Annotated in this window: 17 protein-coding genes; 14 read left to right on the top strand and 3 right to left on the bottom strand. The window is 64.9% G+C overall.

Going from position 1 to position 20180, the window contains the following annotated elements:
* Window positions 1-2 precede the first annotated feature (2 nt).
* The 3 genes from J2S32_RS02635 to J2S32_RS02625 are packed head-to-tail and all read left to right on the top strand — an operon-like array spanning window position 3 to window position 3060.
* The gene (locus tag J2S32_RS02635; protein WP_253515643.1) at window positions 3-953 is read left to right on the top strand and encodes a cobaltochelatase CobT-related protein; all 951 of its coding nucleotides are present in this window, start codon (window positions 3-5) and stop codon (window positions 951-953) included.
* Window positions 954-955: 2 nt separating this feature from the next.
* Window positions 956-2707, top strand: a complete 1752-nt coding sequence (locus J2S32_RS02630) for a DUF885 domain-containing protein (RefSeq protein WP_253515641.1) — start codon at window positions 956-958, stop codon at window positions 2705-2707.
* Window positions 2708-2766: 59 nt separating this feature from the next.
* Complete coding sequence (locus tag J2S32_RS02625) at window positions 2767-3060, top strand: YMGG-like glycine zipper-containing protein (protein ID WP_050600536.1); 294 nt, start codon at window positions 2767-2769, stop codon at window positions 3058-3060.
* 84 nt (window positions 3061-3144) lie between these two features.
* Here J2S32_RS02625 and J2S32_RS02620 read toward each other — a convergent pair whose 3' ends face one another.
* Both J2S32_RS02620 and J2S32_RS02615 read right to left on the bottom strand, forming a co-directional pair.
* Window positions 3145-3663 carry a vgr related protein gene (locus J2S32_RS02620; RefSeq protein ID WP_253522882.1) on the bottom strand — a complete coding sequence of 173 codons (519 nt, stop codon included), beginning with the start codon at window positions 3661-3663 and terminating at the stop codon, window positions 3145-3147.
* Between the two features lie 17 nt (window positions 3664-3680).
* A complete protein-coding gene (locus J2S32_RS02615) occupies window positions 3681-4160 on the bottom strand; it encodes a copper chaperone PCu(A)C (protein WP_253515639.1) in 480 nt (159 codons plus the stop codon).
* 177 nt (window positions 4161-4337) lie between these two features.
* Here J2S32_RS02615 and dnaK point away from each other — a divergent pair, with 177 nt between their 5' ends.
* From dnaK to J2S32_RS02600, 3 genes are all read left to right on the top strand, one after another.
* The gene (gene dnaK / locus J2S32_RS02610) at window positions 4338-6266 is read left to right on the top strand and encodes a molecular chaperone DnaK (RefSeq protein WP_253515637.1); all 1929 of its coding nucleotides are present in this window, start codon (window positions 4338-4340) and stop codon (window positions 6264-6266) included.
* A 68-nt stretch (window positions 6267-6334) separates the two neighbouring features.
* Window positions 6335-7456 carry a molecular chaperone DnaJ gene (gene dnaJ / locus J2S32_RS02605; RefSeq protein WP_253515635.1) on the top strand — a complete coding sequence of 374 codons (1122 nt, stop codon included), beginning with the start codon at window positions 6335-6337 and terminating at the stop codon, window positions 7454-7456.
* Window positions 7457-7493: 37 nt separating this feature from the next.
* The gene (locus J2S32_RS02600) at window positions 7494-8117 is read left to right on the top strand and encodes a DUF6445 family protein (protein ID WP_253515633.1); all 624 of its coding nucleotides are present in this window, start codon (window positions 7494-7496) and stop codon (window positions 8115-8117) included.
* Here J2S32_RS02600 and J2S32_RS02595 read toward each other — a convergent pair.
* Complete coding sequence (locus tag J2S32_RS02595; protein WP_253515631.1) at window positions 8114-10426, bottom strand: patatin-like protein; 2313 nt, start codon at window positions 10424-10426, stop codon at window positions 8114-8116. The two genes, J2S32_RS02600 and J2S32_RS02595, sit on opposite strands and share 4 nt — an antisense overlap.
* A gap of 72 nt (window positions 10427-10498) precedes the next feature.
* Here J2S32_RS02595 and radA point away from each other — a divergent pair, with 72 nt between their 5' ends.
* The 8 genes from radA (at window position 10499) to rnr (ending at window position 20137) form a co-directional block, all read left to right on the top strand.
* Window positions 10499-11866 carry a DNA repair protein RadA gene (radA, locus tag J2S32_RS02590; RefSeq protein WP_253515629.1) on the top strand — a complete coding sequence of 456 codons (1368 nt, stop codon included), beginning with the start codon at window positions 10499-10501 and terminating at the stop codon, window positions 11864-11866.
* A gap of 21 nt (window positions 11867-11887) precedes the next feature.
* Entirely contained in the window at window positions 11888-12409 is a 522-nt protein-coding gene (locus tag J2S32_RS02585) for a CvpA family protein (RefSeq protein ID WP_253515627.1), read from the top strand.
* Window positions 12409-12843 carry an iron-sulfur cluster assembly scaffold protein gene (locus tag J2S32_RS02580; protein ID WP_253515624.1) on the top strand — a complete coding sequence of 145 codons (435 nt, stop codon included), beginning with the start codon at window positions 12409-12411 and terminating at the stop codon, window positions 12841-12843. Before J2S32_RS02585 ends, J2S32_RS02580 begins: the two co-directional genes overlap by 1 nt.
* A gap of 44 nt (window positions 12844-12887) precedes the next feature.
* Window positions 12888-14534 (top strand): MFS transporter, encoded by a 1647-nt coding sequence (locus J2S32_RS02575; protein ID WP_253515623.1) that lies wholly within the window; start codon window positions 12888-12890, stop codon window positions 14532-14534.
* Between the two features lie 7 nt (window positions 14535-14541).
* Window positions 14542-15576 carry an alanine racemase gene (locus J2S32_RS02570; RefSeq protein WP_253515622.1) on the top strand — a complete coding sequence of 345 codons (1035 nt, stop codon included), beginning with the start codon at window positions 14542-14544 and terminating at the stop codon, window positions 15574-15576.
* A gap of 75 nt (window positions 15577-15651) precedes the next feature.
* Window positions 15652-16194: a polyhydroxyalkanoate synthesis repressor PhaR gene (gene phaR / locus J2S32_RS02565; RefSeq protein ID WP_253515621.1), complete on the top strand. Its 543-nt coding sequence runs from the start codon at window positions 15652-15654 to the stop codon at window positions 16192-16194.
* Window positions 16195-16243: 49 nt separating this feature from the next.
* Entirely contained in the window at window positions 16244-17785 is a 1542-nt protein-coding gene (gene proS, locus J2S32_RS02560) for a proline--tRNA ligase (RefSeq protein WP_253515620.1), read from the top strand.
* Window positions 17786-17818: 33 nt separating this feature from the next.
* Window positions 17819-20137, top strand: coding sequence for a ribonuclease R (rnr, locus tag J2S32_RS02555; RefSeq protein ID WP_253515619.1), 2319 nt, complete (start codon window positions 17819-17821; stop codon window positions 20135-20137).
* Window positions 20138-20180: the final 43 nt, after the last annotated feature.

Below are 20180 nucleotides of genomic sequence, written 5' to 3'. Positions count from 1 at the left end.
CTGTGCTGAACGGCGCCCTGACCGGCATTTTTTGGGGCGCCGTCATCTTGTTCCTATGGTGGCTTGGGAGGCGGGCTCCGGCGCGCCCTGTCTCGGCGGTCGCGGACTGGCCTGAGCAGGCATACTCGTCATATACTGAGGAATTTGATCTCGAGATAAGGGCACGAGACCTTCCCGCTCTGCTCGACGCCGATGGGACTGCTGGTGAGAGCCCCAGCGGTGATTTCGAGCGGGATATCGATAGGCGAAGGGAAGCATACCTTGCAGCGCGTGCGCACGGTATTTCTCGTTTGGTCGAGTTTCGCCCTCCCAAGCCACCGGCGTCGGTTTGCCTTCTGATTGATCTGTCTGGATCGATGGCAAAGCGGCTACCGGAAGTGCTAGGAGAAGTCAGGGCAATTTCGGAATGGCTCACGAAGCATGAGTCGAACGTAGCGGTGTATGGTTTCACAACCCGCGGCTGGCGGGGCGGTCCGGTACGGAAAAAATGGCTTGCAGATGGATCGCCCGAATACCCCGGGCGATTGTGCGCCCTAGTTCATATTGTTGTTTCCGATTTCGGTTCGCCCGGTGGCGACGATGACTGGGATGCGCTGCTCAGGACGGATATTCTTCGGGAGAACGTCGATGGCGAAGCGCTTCGATGGGCGGCGGACCGATTGGTTCAGGAGCGAACACCCAACAAGATGCTTGTCGTTCTGTCGGATGGGGCGCCAGTGGATGACGCCACGCTCGCAGCGAACGGGAACAGTTTCTTGTTCAAAGATATGGTTGAGGCCATGTCTGAGATCGAGAAGCGCGAGCATATCACGCCCATCGGGATTGGGCTCGACTACCGCGTGAGCGAGTTTTACCCGCAGTCGGGTTTCGTAGAAGAGGGCGGCTCATTAATCCAAGCAATGATTCCGTTCCTTGATGGCACGGCCACTGGCGGGACAAGAACGGAGGGTTGATAATGCATTGGATTTTTGGGGCGGCCGCATGCGCCCTTGCCGTCGTTTCCGCATCCCCGCTCGCTGCCGAAGAGGCGGCCGATGCGCGGCTCGCGGAGCTGGCGGACAGCTATTACGATTACCAGCTCGAGCAATTCGGGCTGACCGAAAACGCCAATGGCAGCACCGACCGGGGCGCGACGCTATGGTCGGTCACGCCCGAAGCGCAGCGGGCACGGGCGGCACGCTACGTAGAATACCTTAGTGAGCTGGAGGCCATCGACCGGACGGCGCTGGGTGCCAAGGGGCGGACCAATGCGCTGGTCCTTCACACGCTGCTCGAGGCCGATATCGGCGATGCGCGCTTTGCCGAATGGGAAATGCCCTTCGACAGCGACAGCAATTTCTGGTCCTACCTGGCCCCGCGTGGCGGCTTCACCACGGCCGAAGAATATTGGAACTACATCGGCCGGATGCGCGATATCCCGCGCTACTTTTCCGAGCAGACCGCCAATGCGCGGGCCGGGCTGGCGCGCGGGTTTTCGGTTCCGCGGGTGACGCTGGAAGGGCGCGATGTGTCGATCGCATCCTATGTCGTCGACGATCCCAAGCAGAGCCCCTTCTGGGCGCCCTTCGCCGATATGCCGCGCAGCATTCCTGCCGACGAGCAGAAGCGCCTGCGCGAAGCCGGGCGCGCGGCAATCGCTGAGCAGGTGACGCCCGCCTATGCCCAATGGCTCGCCTTCTTCCGCGAGGAATATCTGCCCAATACGCGCACGACCCTTGGCGCGAGCGAGCTCCCCGATGGCGCGGCCTATTACGCGCAGCAGATCCGCCAATACACCACGCTCGACCTGACCGCCGAGCAGATCCACCGGATCGGCCTCGACGAGGTCGCGCGGATCACCGCCGAAATGGAAAAGGTGAAGGACGAGGCGGGCTTCGACGGCACGCTGGCCGAATTCGTCACCTTCCTGCGCACCGACCCGCAATTCGTGGCGCGCAGCGGTGACGAGCTGATGGGGCTTTCCTCCTATGTCGCCAAGCGCGTCGATGGGAAACTTACCGATTATTTCGGCTTCCTGCCGCGTCACCGGTTCACGATCCGCCCGGTCGATCCCGCCATCGCCCCCTTCTACACCGCGGGGCGCGGCGGGCTCGATGCGTGCCAGATGAACACCTACGACCTGCCTTCGCGCCCGCTCTACAACATCCCCGCGCTGACGCTGCACGAATGCGCGCCCGGGCACAGTTTCCAGGGCGCGGTCGCGCTCGAACAGGAGGAAGCCCCGCGGTTCCGCCGCCAGACCTATTTTTCGGGCTTTGGTGAGGGGTGGGGGCTCTATGTCGAATATCTCGGCGAGGAGATGGGGATCTATCGCACGCCCTATGAGAAGTTCGGGCGGCTGTCCTACGAGATGTGGCGCGCGGCGCGGCTGGTGATCGATACCGGCATCCACCACTATGGCTGGAGCCGCGAACAGGCGGTCGATTACCTGTCGAGCCATACTGCCCTGTCCGACCGCGAAGTGGGCACCGAGATCGATCGCTACATCAGTTGGCCGGGTCAGGCCTTGGCCTACAAGCTGGGCGAGATGACGATACGCCGCGTCCGCGCGAAGGCGGAAGAGGAACTCGGCGAACGCTTCGATATTCGCAAGTTCCACGATGTGGTGCTGTCGCTCGGTTCGGTGCCGCTGCCCGCGCTCGAAGCGCGGATCGATGCCTTTATCGCCGATGGCGGGCAGGGACTGCCCGGCGTGACCTACGACTGAGGAACGGCGAGGCCGCTCGTCCGTATGTGATCCGACAGGGACGCAAACGGAGAGATACCATGAACACCAAGTTGTTACTCGCACCCGCGCTACTCGCCTCGAGCCTCGGTCTGGGCGCCTGCGCGCAGAATTACGCGGTCGAGGGCGCAGCTGCCGGTGCGGCTGCCGGTGCCGGGCTGAGCGCATTGCTGGGTGAAGACCTCGAAACCTACGCGCTAGCCGGTGCCGCGATCGGCGGAGTGATCGGCTATGTCAGCGACAAGGACGACGATTGCGACGGCTATTACGGCGATGGCCGCTATGTCGACGACGACTGCCGCGATGACGATCGCTACGCTCGCTACTGGCGCTGATCGCCTGGCCGGATGAACATCCGACCGAACGAACAAGGGCCGTCCCGCATGGGCGGCCCTTTTCGCATCGGCTGCCCGCGGGGCCTAGCGCTCGGCCCCCGGGAAGCGGACCAGCAGGTCGTATGCTGCGGGATCGGCGATGCCCGCGACTTTCACGCCGTTGCGTAGCCAGAAGGCGTGTTTCACGATCTCGGCCTGCTGTTCGATCCCGTAGCGTTCGAGCGGCCAGCCCGGCTTGAGCGCATAATCATAGCGCGCCCAGGGCATCCGCCGGGTGAGCAGGTACCAGTCGCCCCTGGTCTGGACCTGCCAGACATGCACCAGCTCGTGGATCAGCAACCCCTGGCGCAGCACATGCGTGGTCGAGAAATCATCGCAATAGGCATCGCCGCGAGGGTGGAAATGGAGATGGCCGCGCGGGGCCATGGTGATCCGGCGGGGCTGGAACGGAAACCACTTCCGCCGCCGGATCGTCACCCTGGCATAATCGATCGCGTGCCCGAAAACCGATCGGGCGAGCGCAATCTCGCCCGCTGTCAGCGGACGTTCCCCTCCTACGGGGCAGGTTGGCGCGACCGCTTCGTCATGGGCAGCAACCCCCAGCGTGTCGCCCCCATTGCTCAGCGTTCGTCACCCGCGGCGCGGACTTCGACCGGGAAGCTCTTCAGCTTGCCGCCCACCACGGTCAGCGTCATCTCGGCCGTGTCGCCCGCCGCGATTGCCGGGTCGAGATCGAAAACCATGACGTGGTAGCCGCCGGGTTCGAAAGTCTCTTCATCGCCCGCATTGACCAATACCTGGCCCACGCTGTCCATGGTCATTTCGCCATCCATCTGCATCGATGCGTGGAGTTCTGCACGGCCGGCGCCTGCGACATCGGCGCGGCGGATCGCGTAATTGCGCTCGCCGGTATTGGCGACGGTGAAATAGATCGCGCCCGGATTGCCCGACACCGCCGGCAGCATCAGCCGCGCGTCGCTCAGTTCCAGTGCCACCTCGTCGACCGCGGGTGCCGCCGCTTCCTCGGTGCCGCCCGAACAAGCGGCCAGTGTAACCGTAGCGAAAGCCAGCGCTGCTGGTGCGAAATACGTGAATTTCATGGATTTCATCCCCTCTTCGTCCTGCACAAAAACTAGCGCGCGCTCTCCCTTGTGCCAAGGAAAACCGCACCTATATCACGCGGGTAACACACCACCGGATAGAGCCGCCAACCGGTTCCGCCAGCTTTGGGGAACCCAAAGTGCGGTGTCCAACGACTTGAAACAGATGGGGAAACCATGAGCAAAGTTATCGGTATCGACCTCGGCACCACCAACAGCTGTGTCGCCTTGATGGACGGCGGCAAGCCCAAGGTCATTGAGAATTCGGAAGGCGCGCGGACCACACCGTCGATCGTTGCCTTCACCAAGGACAGCGAACGTCTGATCGGTCAGCCGGCCAAGCGCCAGGCGGTGACCAATCCCGACAACACGCTGTTCGCGATCAAGCGCCTGATCGGTCGCCGGTTCGATGACCCGCTGACCAAGAAGGACATGGGCCTGGTTCCCTACGACATCGTCAAGGGCAAGAACGGCGACGCATGGGTCGAAGCCGGCGGCGAAGACTATTCGCCCAGCCAGGTTTCCGCCTTCATCCTGCAGAAGATGAAGGAAACCGCCGAGAGCTATCTTGGCGAAACCGTCACCCAGGCGGTCATCACCGTTCCCGCATACTTCAACGACGCGCAGCGCCAGGCGACCAAGGACGCCGGCCAGATCGCGGGTCTCGAAGTGCTGCGCATCATCAACGAACCGACCGCCGCGGCGCTCGCCTATGGCATGGACAAGGAAGACGGCAAGACCATCGCCGTTTACGACCTTGGCGGCGGTACCTTCGACGTTTCGGTCCTCGAAATCGGTGACGGCGTGTTCGAAGTGAAGTCGACCAATGGCGACACTTTCCTCGGCGGCGAAGATTTCGACAGCACGATCGTCGAATATCTCGCGGACGAGTTCAAGAAGAAGGAGAACATGGATCTCCGGACCGACAAGCTCGCGCTGCAGCGTCTCAAGGAAGCCGCCGAAAAGGCCAAGATCGAACTCTCGAGCTCGGCCTCGACCGAAGTCAACCTGCCCTTCATCACCGCGCGTATGGAAGGCGGCAGCTCGACCCCGCTGCACCTCGTCGAAACGCTCAGCCGCTCGAAGCTCGAACAGCTCGTCGGCGATCTGATCAAGCGTACGCTCGAACCGTGCAAGAAGGCGCTGGCCGATGCCGGTGTCTCAAAGGACGAGATCGACGAGGTCATCCTCGTCGGCGGCATGACCCGCATGCCCAAAGTCCGTGAAGTGGTCGAAGAATTCTTCGGTTCGAAGCCGCATACTGGTGTGAACCCCGATGAAGTCGTCGCCATGGGCGCAGCGATCCAGGCCGGCGTCCTCCAGGGCGACGTCAAGGACGTGCTGCTGCTCGACGTGACCCCGCTGTCGCTGGGCATCGAGACCCTTGGCGGCATCATGACCAAGATGATCGATCGCAACACGACGATCCCGACCAAGAAGACGCAGACCTATTCGACCGCCGAGGACAATCAGAACGCGGTGACGATCCGCGTTTTCCAGGGCGAACGCGAAATGGCCGCGGACAATAAGATGCTCGGCCAGTTCGACCTGGTCGGTATCCCGGCTGCCCCGCGCGGCGTGCCGCAGATCGAGGTCACTTTCGACATCGACGCCAACGGCATCGTCAACGTCAGTGCCAAGGACAAGGGCACCGGCAAGGAGCAGCAGATCCGCATCCAGGCATCGGGCGGCCTGTCCGATGACGATATCGACCAGATGGTCCAGGACGCCGAGAAGTTCGCCGACGAGGACAAGAAGCGCCGCGAAAGCGCCGAGGCCCGCAACCAGGCCGACAGCCTCGTCCACGCAACCGAGAAGCAGCTCGAAGAGCATGGCGACAAGATCGACGCTTCGCTGAAGAGCGAAGTCGAAGAGAAGGTCGCGGCGCTCAAGACCGCGCTCGAAGGCGATGACGCTACCGACATCAACGCCAAGGCCCAGGACCTGTCGCAGAGCGCGATGAAGATGGGCCAGTCGATCTACGAGCAGGAGCAGGCCAATGCTGCCGACGCGCCTGCCGGAGATGCCGAAGCAGCGGATAGTGCGGACGAGGACGACGTGGTCGACGCCGAGTTCTCCGAAGTCGACGAAGACGCGAAGAACTGATCGGACGATGAAAAACCAATCGCCACCGGTGCCCCAGCGCACCGGTGGCGATTAGTCATTGGGAAGCCATGTCGACTACCGAAACCGAACTATACGAATTGCTCGGAGTGAGCCGCGATGCCGACGGGGCGACGATCAAGTCGGCCTATCGCAAGCTCGCCATGAAGCACCATCCCGACCGCAACCCCGGCTGCACCGAGAGCGAAGGCAAGTTCAAGGCGCTCAGCGCCGCCTATGAAGTGCTCAAGGACCCGCAGAAGCGCGCCGCCTACGACCGCTTCGGGCATGCCGCTTTCCAGCAGGGCGGCCCCGGTGGCGGCGGCCATCCCGGCGCCGATTTCGGCGATATCGGGGATATTTTCGAGACCATCTTCGGCAGCGCATTTGGCGGCGGTGGGCGTGCCCGTCCGCGCCGCGGTGCCGATCTGCGTTACGATCTGCAGATCGAACTCGAGGAAGCCTTCCACGGCAAATCGACCGAAATCGAGATCGAAGTCTCGCAGAATTGCGAAACCTGCCACGGCTCGGGCGCAACGCCCGGAACGCGCGCACGCACCTGCAACCTGTGCCACGGCCAGGGCCAGGTCCGCGCCAAGCAGGGCTTCTTCGTCGTCGAACGTCCGTGCCCCAATTGCCACGGCAGCGGCGAAGTCATCAGCTCGCCATGCCGCGATTGCCGCGGCGAGGGACGTGTGGACAAGGCGCAGTCGCTCGAAGTCGAAATCCCGCCCGGCGTCGATACCGGCACGCGCATCCGCCTGTCGGGCAAGGGCGAGGCCGGACCACGCGGCGCGCCTCCGGGCGATCTCTATATTTTCCTCCATGTGAAACCGCATGCGATCTTCCAGCGCGAAGGCACCACGCTCGCCACGCGCGTCCCGATCAGCTTCACTGCGGCTGCGCTGGGCGGATCGATCGATATTCCCAACCTCGATGGCGAGGATGTGACGATCGAAATTCCGGCGGGGATCCAGTCGGGCAAGCAATTGCGCCATCGGGGCGCGGGCATGCCCGTGCTGCAGGGCCGCGGACGCGGTGACCTGGTGGTCGAAATCGCGGTCGAGACCCCGACCAAGCTGAGCAAGGAACAGCGCGCGCTGCTCGAACAGTTCCGCGAGCTGGAAACCGGCGACGAATGCCCTGAAAGCCGCGGCTTCTTCAACAAGCTCAAGGATGTGATCGGCGGGTGATTGCCAAGCAGGGCTGCGCTGGCGATAAGCGCGGCCCATGCTGCCTTCGCTGACGATCATCGACGATTTCCTGTCCGACCCCTGGGCCGCGCGGCGGGCTGCGCTCGCGCTCGACTATGCGCCGCCGGGGACGGGCGGAAATTATCCGGGCCGCGATTCTACCAGCGCGTTGCCGATGGACGGGATTAACGCTTCGGTCTCGCGGCATCTCGGGCTCGCGCTCAAGGGGGCGGACAAGACCGAGCATGGCCATTGCCGGATGACGCTCAAAGCGGACAAGGGCCGCAGCGGGGTGCATATCGACCCCGCTTTCTACTCGGGCATCCTCTACCTCTCGCGCCCAGAAGATTGCGCCAGACCGGGGGCCGGCGGGACCGATTTCTTCCGCCACAAGCGTACCGGCCTCGAACGCGTGCCCGCCAATGGCGCCGAGCTCGCGGCGTCGGGTTATGCCGATCTCGACACGCTGGTGGGCGATGTGGTCAACAAGGACACCACGCAGCCGGGCAAATGGGAGCGCGTGATGCGCGTCCCGATGCGCTTCAACCGGCTCGTGCTGTTTTCACCCTGGCAGTTCCACAATGCCGCCCCGGGCTTCGGTACCGACGCCGAAAGCGCGCGGCTGGTGATGCTGCTCTTCTTCGGCCGCGCCGCGGGCTAGGGCATTCGTTCGACAAGCTCGGCGCGGATCTCGTCGATCAGGCGCTGCGTACATCGCTGCGCCATCTGTTCTTCGTCGAGGATCGCGTGGAAGGCCGCGCGCTTGAAGTGGCGGCAGGTTTCGGCGGCAAAGGGCTTTTCCAGCGTCGAACAGACCAGGTCGATCATCCGCTCCGCCCCGTGCAGCCGGCCCCACAGATAATCGTTCTCGCGGTAAGCCCGGCTGAAGAAGGCGCCGAAATTATAGAACTCGACCCCGCGCAGCGTGGCCGGCGTACCGCCTTCGCGGATGCTGCGCGCATCGTCGGGGCTGATGCGGTCGACCTTGACCGGGTCGAATTCGGTCAGTCCTTCATTGCGCAGCAGCGGCAGCGTGGCGACATCGTAGAATGGAAAGCCCAGATAGCTCAGCAGCATGCGGCGGCGCAGGTTCTTGGGCATCTGCTCGAGCGCGGCAGCGAGCATTTCCTCGGCGCGGTCGTCGAGCCCGGGTAGCAGACGCTTCGCCTCGATCATGTCGAGCAGCGATCCCGGGTCGCGCATCACCCCCTCCGCCAGCGGCACGAAATCCGCGCCCAGCGCGGCAACGCCCTCGCGTTCGAAATAGAGCGCGAGTATCTGGTAAACCGTATCGCGGCCCTGTTCGAGCGCCTCGTCGGAAATGTCGGGATCGGCCTCCCAGTCGCGCGCGAGCCGCCGCGCGAGCAGACGCAACCGGCGAATGCGGAAACCGATGTCGTGTTCGCGGAAGAAGGCGATCGCTTCGGGCGATGCACCGCCCGAGGGCGCAGCCAGCGTGTTCAGGCCGCGCCGGATCAACTCCTCGCGCAGCACCGCCTCGATCGGGGCGGGATCGTCGAAGCCCAGCTTGGGCGCAGCGGCCAATGCCAACCGCGCGAGGCGGACGACGATACCGGTGAACTTCGCTTGCGCATAGGCGTGAAAGGCATAACCCGCACGCTCGGCGGCGGCCTGCTGCGCCTTCTGCCGCCACGCTTTCAGCCTTGCAGGGGTGGGCCGGTCGAGAAACAGCGTTCGCCCGAAGAGGCGATCGACCGCGGCATCGACTTCGGGGCGCAGCGCGGCGACCATGCGGCTGAGCCGCTCGGCCTCGCGGCTTTGCTCTTCGAGCTGTTCCAGATTGTCGCGGATCGGCTGTTCGCGCGGGAGCGTCGAAAGCGACCCGAAAATGGCCGAGAAGAAGCCCACCGGCTCGCGCTTGCCGCCATCATCGCCATAGCGGTCGGGGCGCGGATCGACATAGAGGAACCGGCGGTCGACCTCGCGCTGCGCGGGGCGTTCATGCAAGGCGGCGATGGCCCCGGCGAATGGCTTGTTGACCAGCACCGACCCGTCGATAAGCGACACATTATCAATTGTTTCCCGCGCGACATGCACCGGCATGATCCGTTCGAGAAACGCCTCCCTCTCCGGCCACCTGCGTTCGGTGAGGTCGGACAATTGGTCGATTTCCTCGATCCGCAGCGGCGGGAAGGCCCCCGGGAAACTGGCTGTCGCGCGGGCAGCGAACACCAGCTCGAGCGGATTGGCGATATCGATGCCGCCTGTCATCGGCGTGCGCGTCCGGAAGGAAATTGGCATGCGGTGTTCGGTGTCCTCGACCACCGGCGGGCTGTGCAGTCGCAGCAATTCGAGATAGCCGTGAAAATCGGTCGCGGTGACATAGAGGTCGAGCGGATGGCCGGGCGGCAGCAGCGGCTCTTCCACCGGGCTCGCGGCCATGGCCGAGAAGGCCCGTTCGAGCATGCGCGAGAAGCCGAGGCCCGAGAACGGCGGTTCGAACCACCGGCCGCGAATCAGGTGCGACACCTTGCGCTCGACCTCGGCCTGCGTTTCGGGGGCCACCGCATCGGCCAGATTGCTGCCGGGCCGGCTGAGCAGCCAGGTGGCGAAGGGCTGCGCCCACATCTTCGAAAACCGCCATTTGAGGCGGGCCGCGGGGTCGACCAGTTCGTCGACATCGGCCAGTTCGAGCCACAGGTCGGTCAGCGGTTCGAGCGACTGGCCCGAATGGACCGCCTGCGCGAGGAACACGGCATTGATCCCGCCCGCGCTCGCCCCGCTCATGATATCGGGGAGCACGCGCAAGCGCAGGTCGTGTTCGTCGGCGATCCGTTCGAGCAGACCGCGATAGACCGCTTCCACTCCGCCGCGCGCGGGCCCCTGCGCATGGAAATCGCGACTGGCGCGGGCCAGCTGCCACAGCTCGCGCGTCACGCCATGCATATAGATGGCCAAGCTCACTCCGCCGTAGCAGACCAGCGCTATCCGCAATTCCTTTTGACGCATTGCCGGACCTCATGACGGGATAAACCGACAAAGGCAATTGCGTTCGCGAAATGTTCCAGTTAGCAAGCGCGCATGGCGAAACCCAAGAAACGCTATGTCTGTCAGGCCTGTGGCGGCGTATCCAATCGCTGGCAGGGGCAATGCCCCGATTGCGCCGAATGGAACACGCTGGCGGAGGATGCCCCGGCGACGGTGTTCTCGATGAAACACGATCTGTCGAGCGGGGGGCGCGCGGTCGAGTTCGTCGAGCTCGACAAGCCCGGCGCCCTGCCGACGCGCCAGCCCACCGGCCTTGCCGAATTCGATCGCGCGCTGGGCGGCGGGCTGGTCCCGGGATCGGCGATCCTGCTCGGCGGCGATCCGGGCATCGGCAAATCGACATTACTGCTTCAAGCCGCGGCCAAGATCGCCCGCGGCGGGCATGGCGTCGTCTATGTCAGCGGCGAGGAAGCTGCCGGGCAAATCCGCATGCGCGCCGCGCGGCTCGGGCTGTCGGACGCGCCGATCAAGCTCGCCGCCGCGACCGGGGTGCGCGATATCCTGACCACGCTGGGTTCGATGGACGCGCCCAAGCTGCTGGTGATCGATTCGATCCAGACGATGCATTCGGACACGATCGAAGGCGCGCCCGGGACGGTCAGCCAGGTGCGCGGCTGCGCCTTCGAACTGATCCGCTACGCCAAGGAAAACGGCGTTGCGCTGGTACTGGTGGGGCACGTCACCAAGGATGGCAGCATCGCCGGGCCGCGCGTGCTCGAACACATGGTCGATGTGGTGATGAGCTTCGAGGGCGAGCGCAGCCACCAGTACCGCATCCTACGCGCGCTCAAGAACCGCTTCGGCGCAGTCGACGAGATCGGCGTCTTCGCCATGGCGGGGGAGGGGTTGGAGGAAGTCGACAACCCCTCCATGCTGTTCCTCTCGGGCCGCGACGAGCCGATGGCAGGCAGCGCGGTCTTCCCCGCGATCGAGGGCACGCGCCCGGTGCTGGTCGAGATCCAGGCGCTGATCGTGCGGTTGCAATCGGGCGCCACCCCGCGCCGTGCGGTGGTAGGGTGGGACAGCGGGCGGCTCGCCATGCTGCTCGCCGTGCTCGAATCGCGCTGCGGGCTCAATTTCTCTTCGGCCGAGGTCTATCTCAATGTCGCGGGCGGCTATCGCCTGTCCGATCCCGCGGCCGATCTCGCGGTGGCCGCGGCGCTGGTCAGCGCGATGGCCGACAAACCGCTGCCGCCGCGCAGCGTGTGGCTGGGTGAAGTCTCGCTCGCCGGGGAAATCCGCCCGGTCGCGCATGGCGGACTGCGCCTGCGCGAAGCCGCCAAGCTCGGCTTCGACCGCGGTTTCGGACCGGCGGATGTGAAGGGCGGGTCGGAGGCGCTGACCTATGACGGCTTGGGACAATTGGCCAATCTCGTTGACCGGATAATCGGGAATTCATAAGTCCCGGTCCATGGTAGAGAAATGACGGGTTTCGATTACATTGTCCTGCTGATCGTCGGCATCGCCGCCGTGGGCGGTTTCCTGCGTGGATTCATGCAGGAAGTGCTTTCGCTCGCCGCGTGGGTGCTGGCCGCTTTTGCGATCCGGTTCCTGCATACGCCGCTGACGACTGCGCTGCAGGAGTACATCGGTTCGCATATCACCACCTCGCTGCTGTCGTTCACCCTGCTGCTGCTGATCCCCTATGCCGCGATGAAAGTCATCGCCAACAATGTCGGGACTGCTTCGCGCGGCTCGGTGCTGGGCCCGGTCGACCGCGTCCTCGGCTTCGGTTTCGGAGCGCTCAAGGGCATGGTCATCGTGGTGATCGCCTTCTCGCTGCTGGTGCTGGGCTACGATACGGTGTGGGGCTTCAAGGGGCGGCCCACCTGGATCACCACGGCGCGCAGCTACGAACTGGTCGATGCCAGCTCGCGCGCGCTGGTCGAGGTGCTGGCCGATCGCCGCGCCATCCTGCGCGAGCAGGCCGCCGCGCCCGAGTGATGGCGGCAGCCCGCGCGCCTGCGCTCTATTCGCCCAAGCTGCTCGCCCTGGCGGTGGAACTAGCCGACTATCCCTACGACCCCGCGGCCATTGCATGCGGCACTGCCCGCTCGCGCAGTTGCGGCAGCGTGATCGACCTGTCGTCCAGCCAAGGTGACCGGCTCGAAACCATTGGCCTCAAGGTCACCGCCTGCGCGGTGGGCCAGGCCTCCGCGGCGATTTTCGCGCGCGAGGCGCGCGGCATGGATTCAGCGGCGATCGCGCGCACCCTGCAGTCGCTGACCGAATGGCTCGAGGGCGAGGCGCCAAGCTCGCTTCTCCCCCGGCTCGCGCTGCTGGAACCGGCCCGTCCGCACCGCGGGCGTCACGAGGCGATTCTCTTGCCGTGGAGAGCCGCGCTGGACGCGCTTTCCAAGCCCCGCGACCCCCGCTAAACCCGCGTTCACGCCAAGAACAATCGCGAGGGAGGGAGCGCGACATGCCCGAGGGTGCCGTCACACCGCACAGGGAGCCGTCCGAAAAGGAAATCCGCCTGGTCATCGCCGCGAGCAGCGCGGGGACGATCTTCGAATGGTACGATTTCTTCATCTACGGCACGCTCGCCGCGCTGATCGGCGCAGCCTTTTTCCCGAGCGATAACGAGACGCTGGAAATCCTGCTGGTCTGGGCCGGTTTCGCGGTCGGTTTCGGCTTCCGCCCGCTCGGCGCGATCCTGTTCGGCTTCCTCGGCGACCGGTTGGGGCGCAAATACACTTTCCTCATCACCGTGACGCTGATGGGGATCGCCACCGCCGGCGTTGGCCTGATCCCGAGCGCGGCAAGCATCGGTATCGCCGCGCCGCTGATCGTGATCGGCCTGCGCATCCTGCAGGGACTGGCGCTGGGCGGCGAATATGGCGGCGCAGCGATCTATGTCGCCGAGCATGCCCCGCCCGAAAAGCGCGGCTTCTACACCAGCTTCATCCAGGCCAGCGTGGTCGGCGGTTTCGTGCTGTCGATCGCAGTGGTGATCGCCTGCCGCGCGCTGATCCCGGCCGACGATTTCGCCGCATGGGGCTGGCGCATTCCCTTCCTGCTGTCGATCGTGCTGCTGTTCATCTCGCTCTGGATGCGGCTCAAGCTGTCCGAAAGTCCGGTGTTCCAGGCAATGAAGGCCGCAGGCGAAACCAGCGCCAATCCGTTCAAGGAAAGCCTCACCTATCCGGGCAATCCCAAGCGCATCTTCGTGGCGCTGTTCGGCATCACCGGCGTGCTCACGACGATCTGGTACACCGCTTTCTTCTCGGGCCTGTCGTTCCTGCGCGGACCGATGCGCGTGGATGAAGGCGTGGTCGAATGGATGCTGCTGATCGCGGGCACGCTGTCGATGGGGTTCTACATCGTGGTCGGGAAATGGTCCGACAGGGTGGGGCGCAAGAAGCCGATCATCATCGGAGCGATCGCCGCGCTTGCGCTGCTGTTCCCCGTGTTCTGGGGGATCGGCGCGCTCGCCAATCCGGGCCTGCAGGACAGCGCGCGCGCCGCGCCCGTCACCATCAGCGGAGCCGAATGCGAATACGATCCCTTCGCCGAGGTCCAGGCCAGCGCCTGCGGCCGCGCGTTGCAGGACCTGACCGCGCTTGGCGTTCCCTATGCCATTACCGAAGATACGCGCACCGAACTGGCGATCGGCAACGCAACCTATGGCTACGAGGCCTTGCCCGAGGATACGCGCCGCGCGATCATCCAGAGCTGGCTAGAAGCCAATGGCTATTCCTTCGAACGCCAGACGCCGCCACTCGCGAGCATCGCCGGGATCATCGGCCTGCTGCTGGTGCTCGGCCTGTTGTCGGCGCTGACCTATGGCTCGGTCGCCGCGCTTTTGTCGGAGATGTTCCCCGCGCGGATCCGCTACAGCTCGATGTCGATCCCCTATCATATCGGGGCGGGCTATCTCGGCGGCTTCCTGCCGTTGATCGCGGGCTATATCGTGGCGATGACCGGCAATGCCTATTCGGGGCTGTGGTACACGATGGTGGTGGTCGGCTTCGGGCTGGTCGTGGCGTGGTGGGGCCTGCCCGAGGGCCCGCCGCGCGATTTCGAAGACAGCGGGCAGGATCCGCCCGCGTCTCCCGTCCTTCCGTGAGCCGCCGATGACCACGCTCCCGCCGCCGACCCTGCGGCTGCGTATCGATCGCGATGCCCTCGCTCATAACTGGCGCGCGCTCGATGCGCTGTCGGGCAGCGCGCGCGCCGGCGCGGCGGTGAAGGCGGATTGCTATGGTCTGGGCGTCGAGACCTGCGTGCCGGTGCTGCGCGAGGCCGGGTGCCGCGATTTCTTCGTCGCGCATTGGAGCGAAGTGCCCGCCGTGCTGCGCCATGTCCCGGCCGGGCAGGTGGCGGTGCTGCATGGTCCGATCGACGCCGGGGAAGCCGCCTACGCGCGGTCGGTAGGGGTCAGGCCGGTCATCGACAGCCTGCGGCAGGCGCGCCTGTGGCTCGAGAGCGGTGGCGGCCTGTGCAATCTTATGATCGACACCGGGATCAACCGCCTCGGCATATCCCCCGCCGACCTGTCCGACCCGGCCGTCCAGCAGCTCGAGATCGCAGTGCTGATGAGCCATTTGGCCTGCGCCGACGAGGACAGCGCGATGAATGCGCGCCAGATGGACGCCTTCCGCACCTGCCGCTCCGCGGTCCGCTACAAGGAGGCCAGCCTCGCCAACAGCGCCGGCATCGCACTGGGCCGCGACTATGCCTTCGATCTGACCCGCCCCGGACTGTCGCTCTATGGCGGCATCCCGCGCAGCGAACTGGCAGCCGATATCCAGCAGGTGGCCTATCCCGAAGCGCGGGTGATCCAGTGCCGCGAGATCGGGGCGGGGGAGACCGTCGGCTACAACGCCACCTTTACCGCATCCGGCGCCATGCGCATCGGCGTGGTGTCGCTGGGCTATGCCGATGGCATCCTGCGCAGCTGGGCAGGGGCGCATTTCACGCATGGCGAGCGCAGCCTGCCGATCCTTGGCAAGGTGTCGATGGACATGATCGTCCTCGACCTGTCCGATGCGCCGGACGTGGGGGAGGGCGACTGGGTCGCGCTGCCCTATCACCTGCCCGATGCTGCGCGGCAAACCACTCTTTCGCAATATGAATTGCTGACAATCCTCGGCCACCGCTTCGGCTGATCGGCGCGCTGTGTTGCGTCGCACTTTGTGCACGTGCTAAGCGTCTTGCATTGCACAATTGGGGAGCATGCGAGAATGGCCAAGCGGACCGCCGAGGGCGAACCGATCATCATCAAGAAGTACGCCAACAGGCGGCTCTACAACACCGATACGAGCAGCTACATCACGCTGGACGATCTGGCCAAGATGGTCCGCGAAAATGTCGACTTCAATGTCCTCGATGCCAAGTCGGGCGACGATATCACGCATACCATCCTGACGCAGATCATCGTCGAGGAAGAAAGCCACGGCACGCACATGCTCCCGGTCAGCTTCCTGCGCGACCTGATCAGCATGTATGGCAATTCGATGCAGGCGATGATGCCGAGCTATCTCGAAGCCAGCATGGCGAATTTGCACCGCAACCGCGAACAGATCCAGTCGGCCTTCGCCAAGGGCATCGAAGCCAATCCGCTTGCGAAAATGGCCGAGGCCAATTTCAAGATGATGCAGAATGCCGCCGAGGCGTTCATCCCCGCCGCGTCCAAGTCCCCCAAGCCCGAACAGTCCGACGACCTTGCCGAAATGCGCGCGCAGATGGCCGCGATGCAGAAGAAGCTGGACGAGATGAGCAAATGACGGCATCGGCCCGCGCGCCGCTCCGACCAGCAATTACGGGATATTGACCGTGGCCCAGATCCGCCATGCCTTGAACACGCGCCGCGACGATGATTTCGCCGCCTGGTACCAGGACGTCATCAGCTCCGCCGAAATGGCCGAGGAATCGGGCGTGCGCGGGTGCATGGTGATCCGCCCGTGGGGCTTCGGCATCTGGGAACGGATGCAGCGGCTGCTCGACGACCGGATCAAGGCGACCGGGCATGAAAACGCCTATTTCCCGATCTTCATCCCGCTCTCCAATTTCGAGCGCGAGGCACAGCATGTCGAAGGCTTCGCCAAGGAAATGGCGGTGGTTACGCATCACCGGCTGATCGCGGGCAAGGATGGTGGGCTGATCCCCGATCCCGAAGCCAAGCTGGAAGAACCGCTGGTGGTGCGCCCGACCTCGGAAACGATCATCGGCGATGCCATGGCGCGCTGGATCCAGAGCTGGCGCGACCTGCCGCTGAAGCTCAACCAGTGGGCCAATGTCGTACGCTGGGAAATGCGCACGCGCATGTTCCTGCGCACGAGCGAATTCCTGTGGCAGGAAGGCCATACCGCGCATGCCGACGAGGCCGAGGCGAAAGAGCACACGCTGACCATGCTCGAGGTTTACCGCGCCTTTGCCGACGAGGACCTCGCGCTGGCGGTGGTGCCCGGTGAAAAGCCCGAGAACGAGCGTTTCCCGGGCGCTGTCGAGACCTGGTCGATCGAGGCGATGATGCAGGACGGCAAGGCGCTGCAGGCGGGCACCAGCCACTATCTCGGAACCAATTTCGCACAGGCATCGGGGATCAAGTACCAGAACCGCGAAGGCGGCGAGAGCCTCGCGCATACCACCAGCTGGGGCGTTTCGACGCGGATGGTCGGCGGCGTCATCATGACGCATGGCGACGACGACGGCCTGCGCCTGCCGCCCAAGATCGCGCCGCAGCAGGTCGTCATCCTGCCGATGCTGCGCGACAAGCCCGAAGACCAGGCGCTGATCGACTATTGCGAGACGCTGCGCGCGACGCTGGCCGGCCAGAGCGTGCTTGGCGAACCGCTCCGCGTGCTGCTCGACACGCGGCCCGGCAAGGCGGCGCAGAAGCGCTGGGATTACGTCCGCAAGGGCGCGCCGGTGATCGTCGAAGTCGGCGGGCGCGACATGGACAATGGCGTCGTCAGCATGCTGCGCCGCGACCGTTTGTGGGATGCCGAAACCGGCAAGCCCGCCTTCGAGAACCCGACGCGTGAAGCCGCAGGGGAGGCCATTCCCGCGATCCTCACCGACATGCAGGCAGTGCTGCTAGCCCAGGCTGCCGAGCGCCGCGATGCGAACATCACCCGCGGAGTCACCGATTTCGCCGAGGTGGAAAAGCACTTCTCCGCCTCGCGCTATCCCGGCTGGGTCGAGGTGCAATGGTCCAAGCCCACGGGCGCGTCGCTGGAAAAGGTCGTCGAGCGGCTGAAGGAGCATAAGCTCACCATCCGCAACGTGCCGATCGGAGCCGAGGCGGTCGATGGCGTCTGCATCTTCACCGGCGAACCCGCAGTGGAACGCGTGCTGCTGGCCAAGGCGTATTAGGCACCCCGTGACATGGGGGCTTGCCGTCCCCATATGGCGCGCATGACAAAACAGAACACGAACCGGCGGCGTCAGGGGATGCCGTCGAAAGAACAGATACTCGAATTTATCCAGACCTCCGACACGCCCGCGGGCAAGCGCGAAATCGCCAAGGCCTTCGGCCTCAAGGGTCAGGAAAAGATCACGCTGAAAAAGCGTCTCAAGGACATGGCCGAAGAAGGCCTCATCGACGGCAAGCGCACTGCCTATCACAGGATGGGCGGCGTGCCCAAGGTGACCGTGCTCAAGGTCGTCGCGATCGAGGATGGCGAAGTAATTGCCGAGCCCGAAAATTGGGCCCCCGACAGCAAGGAAAAGCCGCCGCGGCTGGTGGTGCGCGAAACGACCAAGATGGCGGCGCTGAAGCGCGGCGACCGGATCCTCGCGCGCAACGAGGAAACCGGTGACGGCTGGCGCGCGACGCCGATGAAGAAGCTTCCCGCGCGCACCGAAGGCATGATGGGCGTCGTCGAATTCGATGGTGCGGGCAAGCCTTGGCTCGCTCCGGTCGACAAGCGCGTGCGCGAAAGTGCGCCGATCGGAGACCTGGGCGAAGCGCAGGCAGGCGAGTTGGTGCTGGCCGAGCGCATGGGCAAATCCGCCCGCGCGAAGGTCAAGGTGGTCGAGGTGATCGGCGATCCGCTGGCGCCCAAGGCGTTCAGCCTGATCGCCATCGCCAAGCACGGCATTCCGCATGTTTTCCCGGGCGAAACCATCGCCGAGGCGGAGCGCGCGGTCGACCTGCCGCTCTCGCCCGACCATCGCGAGGATTTGCGCGACGTCCCCATCGTCGCGATCGATCCCGCCGATGCGCGCGACCATGACGATGCGATCTGGGCCGAGCCCAACGGGAAAGGCGGTTACCGCGCGATCATCGCGATTGCCGATGTCAGCTATTACGTCCGCCCCGGCGGCGATCTCGACCGCGAGGCGCGCAAGCGCGGCAATTCGGTCTATTTCCCCGACCGCGTCGTGCCGATGCTCCCCGAAGTGCTCAGCGCCGATGTCTGCAGCCTCAAACAGGATGTCGACCGCGCCGCGATGGCCTGCCACATAAGCATCGACAAGCACGGCAAGGTCAGCGACTGGCGCTTCACCCGCGCTATCGTCCGGCTGGCGAAGAACATTGCCTACGAGGACGCACAGGCCGCGATCGATGCGGGCGATGCGCCCGAATATCTGCAGAACCTGTGGGGCGCGTGGAAGCTGCTGTTCAAGGCGCGGCAGGCACGCGACCCGCTCGATCTCGAACTGCCCGAACGGCAGGTCCGCCTCAATGACGAGGGCGTGATCGAGGAGATCGCAATCCGCGAACGGCTCGACGCGCACCGCGTGGTCGAGGATTTCATGATCGCTGCCAATGTCGCGGCGGCCAAGGCGCTCGAGGCCAAGGCCGCGCCGGTGGTCTACCGCGTCCACGAACAGCCGAGCCGCGAGAAGCTGCTCGCCTTCCGCGAATATCTCGCCACGCAGGGCAAGAAGTTCGCACTGGGGCAGGTGATCACGCCGGGCCTGTTCAATCGCATGCTCAAGGACATTTCCGAGCCGGCCGAAAAGGCGCTGATCATGGAAGCGGTGCTGCGCAGCCAGACGCAGGCCTTCTACGGGCCGCAGAATGCGGGCCACTTCGGCCTCTCGCTCGGCAGCTATGCACATTTCACCTCGCCGATCCGGCGCTATGCCGACCTGCTGGTGCACCGCGCGCTGGTCGATGCCTACAAGCTCGAACAGCCCAAACCCAAGGTCGACCTGCCCGAAGGCTCGGGCCTGTCCGATCGTGACAAGACCGCGCTGCACCAGATCACCGACGCGATCAGCCAGACCGAACGCCGCGCGATGGAGGCCGAACGCGACACGATCGACCGCTATGTCGCGGCCTGGCTCTCGGGCCGCGTGGGCGAGACTTTCGACACGCGCATCACCGGGGTGCAGGGCTTCGGCTTCTTCGCCACGATCGAGCAGCTCGGCGGCGACGGGCTGGTCCCGGTTAGCACGCTGGGCCGCGAATATTTCAGCTATGACGAAGGCGCGCGCAAGCTCGTCGGTGAACGCAGCGGCACTGAATATGCGGTGGGCGACCGGCTCAAGCTCAAGCTTGCCGAAGCCAATGCGCTGACCGGCGCGCTCAAGTTCGAAGTGCCCGACAGCGATGGCGCGGGGATCGAACCGCGCGGCAACCGCGCCCCGGAAAAGAAACGGACGCACCAGAACAAGGGCCCGAAGAAGGCGCAGGGTGCCCCGCGCCAGTCGCATCCCGCGGGCAAGCGCGGTCGGCCGGGCAACATCCGCCACCAGGGCCGCAAGAAGAAGTGACGGAACGGGCCGGGGGACTGCTCATTGGGTTGGTGAAGGAGCC

It is taken from the genome of Qipengyuania citrea (assembly GCF_024171405.1).
GTDB lineage: Bacteria > Pseudomonadota > Alphaproteobacteria > Sphingomonadales > Sphingomonadaceae > Qipengyuania > Qipengyuania profunda.
The sequence above is the reverse complement of the archived record's forward strand: the minus strand, read 5'-3'. Positions and strand labels throughout refer to the sequence as shown.